Raw genomic sequence first — 4,925 nt, 5'->3', positions numbered from 1 at the left:
CCGCTCATGCTCGTCGAACACCTCGATCGACGACACCCGCCGCCACGGATCAACCACCACCGCATCCAGCACCCGCCGCAACCGACCCGCCACACGCTCGACCGTCACCGCATCGAACACATCGGTCGAATAGTTCACCTGGAGCCGCAGTTCGTGCCCCGGTGTTATTTGAAGTGCGAGCGGATAGTGGACCGTTTCGTGGACGGCGATGTCGACAATCGAGATATTTCCGCCGATGTTCTCCGTGGACGCCTCGATCGGGTAGTTCTCGTATACCACCAGGGTGTCGAAGAGTTCTTTGTGCCCGGCGGCCCGGCAAATCTCGGTCAGCGGCAGGAACTGGTGCTCGAACGTATCGTTCTGATTGTTCTGCAGTTGTTCGACGAGTTGCGCGAACGTCATGTCCCGACCCAGTTCAGCCCGGACCGGCACGGTATTGATGAACAACCCGACCATGCCCTCGACACCCGGCAGATCCGCGGGCCTACCCGACACCGTCGTTCCGAAAACCACATCGGACCGACCGGTCATCACACTCAACACCCGAGACCACGCCGCCTGCAACACCGTACTCATCGTCGAATCCAATTGCCGCACCAGAGAATCGAGAGCGCGAGTCGTGGATTCCGAGATGGTGAAACGTTGTGACGCCCGTTGCGGCGCGGAATATGTTCCAAGCGGGTCGACGATCGTCGGGACCTCGAAGCCTGCGAACTTCTCTCGCCATACCACGCTGGAAGCGTCCGCGTCCTGTTCCGAAACCCACGCCAGATAATTTCGATAGGGTGCCGGCGAGGCTATGTTCTGCCGGTCGTATCCGCGGAATATCTCGTCGAGAAGAATCGGCAACGACCAACCATCGAGAACAATGTGATGCACGGTCACGACGAGGTGATACCTATCGGCCGCCGCTTTCACCAGAGTTACCCGGAAGGGAGATTGTCGATCCAGGTCGCAGCATGCGATCCGGTCGGCCACCGCCAGCTGCCGCAACTGCGGCTCCCGCTCCGACTCGGACACACCGGCCAGGTCCGCAAACCGCCAGGGCACCTCGGGGGTTTTCAATACAACCTGCACCGGCCGCGTGAACTGCTTATAGACGAACCGTGCGCTCAAGTGCGGATGCCGATGCACCACGGACTGCACCGCGGCACGAAAGCGCTCCACATCCAACTCACCCGCGAGAATCAAATCCAGTTGGGTGGCATACAGATCCGCGCTGCCGTCCTCGTACGCGGCGTGGAAGAGCAGCCCTTCCTGCAGCGGAGCCAACGGCAGGATATCGGCGACCTCGAATACCGACTCGAGCTCATCGATCTGCGCCTGACCGAACTCCCGCACCAGCAGATCAGCGGGCACCAGCCCACTACCACCCGCCTGCGCGTACCGGCAGATCCCCTCGACGGCCTCGAACCACAACCGGGTGATGGACTCGATCTCGCTACGATCCAACTTCGACGCCGCGAAAGCCACCGATGCCTGCAACTGTGCGCCTGCCTCGGTGTCCACCGCGGCGGCGTTGATCTCGACAGTGTGCAGCAGTGTCATTTCCGGGGAGGCCGCCAACTCCACGGGTAGGCCCCCCACCTGCCACGCCGCGGTGTCCTGCGCTGAGGTGGACCCGCCACCGGTCGAACCAGCCAGTGCGTGAGATCTGCCGTGATAGTTGAACCCGATCTGCGGATCGGCGACATTCAGCAGCGGTTCATTTCGCACATACCGCAGCAAGCCATACGTCAGACCCTCCGGAGTCGCACGCAACTGCTGCTTCACAGCCTTGACAACAGCACCCAGCGCTACACCGGATCCCGTGATCTCATCCCATCCACGCTTCGGAACACACAGCGACACAGGATATTTCGCCGTGAACCAACCCACCGTCCGCGACAGATCCGCCGCACCACCGAACCGCTCCTCCCGACCATGCGACTCCACATCGATACCGATCGCGGAGTCACATCCGGTGTACTCGGCCAACGCCAAAGCCAAAGCGGTCAAAAGGATTTCGTTCACACCCATACCGAGCCGGATAGCGGCACTGCCCAATAGCAAGTCCGTCGTATCGGCGTCGAGCGTGGCCACATAATGCTCGGCGGTCGCCACCACATCCGCGCCCGGCTCGACCGGCGGCAAAACCGCAGGGGCCGAAACGATTTCACTCCACGCGGGTAGCTGAGCCGACACCTCGTCAGAATGAGCCGAGTCATGCAAACGCATCGACCAGGTCCGGAACGACGTACCCGCGGTCGCCAGGCTGATCTGCCGCCCGGAACGCAGTGCGTCCCAGCCCAGATTGAGATCGTCACCGATAATCCGCCACGACACCACATCGACAGCCAGATGATGAATGATCAACGCCAACTTGCGACCGGTCGGCTCCCACACCGCACGCAACACGCGACCAGCGGCGATATCCAAATTCTCCCGCGCGCGGACCAGACTCTCGATCGAGAGCTCGGAAACCGTTGTCACACAATCCTCGGCACGCACCGAACCCGGCGCCTGCGCGACCAACGACCAATCACGCCCGGAGTCATCGTGTCCGTCCACCCGCAACCGCAGCATCGGATGGCTATCCAACAACGCCTGCACCAACGCAACCACGTCCGCGTACGCGACGCCTTCGGGGCCCGCGAACATCAGCGCCTGATTGAACTCACCAACCGGACCTTGAACGCTCTCGAGCCAGGAAACGATCGGCGTCGAAAACACCTCACCCACACCATCATCGACCTCACCCACCGGTCCGGTATGCACCGTCGCCACCCGCGCCACCGCGGAAACCGTCTTGTGCACAAGGATTTCGCGCGGCTTCACCACCACACCGGCCGCACGCGCACGCGCCACCACCTGAATCGAAGAGATACTGTCCCCACCGATATTGAAGAACGAGTCATCCACACCCACCCGCTCCAACCCGAGAACCTGGGCATACACCGAGGCCAGCACCTCCTCGATCGGCGTCGACGGCGCCCGATACCCATCCCCGCTGCCCGCGAAGTCGGGAACCGGCAGCGCCCGCCTGTCCAACTTGCCGTTCACCGTCAACGGCAAACGATCCAGCACCACAACGGCAGCGGGAACCATGTACTCGGGCAACCGCGCACCCACCGATTCCCGCACCACCGCAGGATCCACTCCACCGGTCACATACCCGACCAGCCGCTTGCTACCCGGTTGATCCTCACGCACCACCACCACGGCATGTTCCACGCCCGCCACCTCGGCCAACGCGGCACGGACTTCACCGAGTTCGATTCGGAAACCTCGAATCTTGACCTGGTCGTCGCTACGACCCGCGTATGCCAACTCGCCGTTGGCATTCCAGCGCACCAGATCGCCCGTGCGATACATGCGAGAACCCGCCGAGCCGAACGGACATGCCACGAACCGCGAGGCCGTCAGCCCCGGACGACGCAGATAGCCACGCGTCACACCGCGACCCGCGATATACAGCTCACCCACGACGCCGACGGGTACCTCGGACAACCCCTCGTCCAATACGAACACCGCGGTTCCCGCAATCGGGCGACCGATCGACACCTCCGACCCCGCCACCAATCTCGCCAGGGTCGAATAGGTCGTGGTCTCGGTCGGCCCGTACGCATTCACCATCATTCGGCCCGGCGCCCACCGCTCCACCAGCTCCGCAGAAGTCGCCTCACCCACCGAGAACAATGTGCCCACTGCCTCCAACCCCGCTGTCGGTAGCACCCCCATCGCACTCGGAGTCATCGCGAGTGCGGTCACGCGCTCGTCAACCAGTAGTTGGTGCATATCCATCGGCGACCGCACGACCGACTCCGGAACCACCACCAGTCGGCCCCCGTGCAGTAGCGCACCCCACATCTCCCACACCGAGACGTCGAACGCGTACGAATGGAACTGCGTCCACGCCTGTCCCGCCGGGAAGAACCCCGCCTCGCGCACCGATTCGAACAACTGCGTCGCGTTCGCATGCGTGACCGCGACACCCTTGGGAGTGCCGGTCGTTCCCGAGGTGTAGATGATGAACGCCAACCCGGCCGCGGCCGGGACTGGCAGGGGCAGGTCCGGTCGGGCTACCGCCAAGGTGGGGTCGGCGACATCGATGACCGGCAGATCATGTCCGGCGAACCGGGATATGTACTCACTGTTGGTCATCACCACGACGGGGGCCGCGTCCGCGAGCACGAAACCGACGCGCTCGTCGGGATGGCGCACATCGATCGACAGATACGCCGCTCCGGTCCTGAGTACCGCCAGGATGGATATGACCGCCTCGGCCGAACGCGGAAACATCAGTGCGACAACATCGCCCGCGCCGACACCCCGATCGACAAGCACCCGCGCGAATCGTGACGAGACCTCATCGAGTTCGGAATACGTCCACGACTGCTCCTCGAACACCAATGCCACCGTGTCCGGTGTCCGCGCCACCTGCGCGGCGAACATCGCCGGAATCGATACCGCGGCAGTCTGTTCGGCCAACGCCGCCCGGTTGGAGAACTCCGCCAACCGGGCAAGTTCCTGTTCGTCGAACACATCGATCGCCGACATCCGCTGCCGCGGATCAGCGACCACCGCGTCGAACACTCGCACCAATCGAGCCACCAACCGTTCGACGTCCACCGCGGCGAACACATCGGCCGAATACTTCACCAGCAACTGCAGTTCCGGACCCGGCGAAACCTGGAGGGTCAACGGATAATGCACCGTCTCGTGCACCGAGACATCCACCACCGAGATATCCCCGCCGACACTCTCGACCGACGTCTCGATCGGGTAGTTCTCATACACCACCAGGGTGTCGAAAAGATCCTTGTGCCCCGACGCACGGCAGATCTCGGTCAACGGCAGGAACTGGTGCTCCAACGTATCGCCCTGATCGGCCTGCAACTGCTCGACCAGTTGCGCGAACGTCATATCCCGACCGATATCAGCGC

General features: G+C 63.0%; 1 protein-coding gene. It reads right to left on the bottom strand.

Annotated elements, in window-relative coordinates; all coding sequences use genetic code 11:
- Positions 1 to 4,905, bottom strand: a 4,905-nt coding sequence (locus tag GFY24_RS40705; RefSeq protein WP_228567168.1) for a non-ribosomal peptide synthetase, incomplete at its 3' end; no start/stop codon positions are given.
- Positions 4,906 to 4,925 lie beyond the last annotated feature (20 nt).

This window comes from Nocardia sp. SYP-A9097 (assembly GCF_009649815.1).
Classification (GTDB): domain Bacteria; phylum Actinomycetota; class Actinomycetes; order Mycobacteriales; family Mycobacteriaceae; genus Nocardia.
This window is presented reverse-complemented; position numbering and strand designations above follow the sequence as displayed.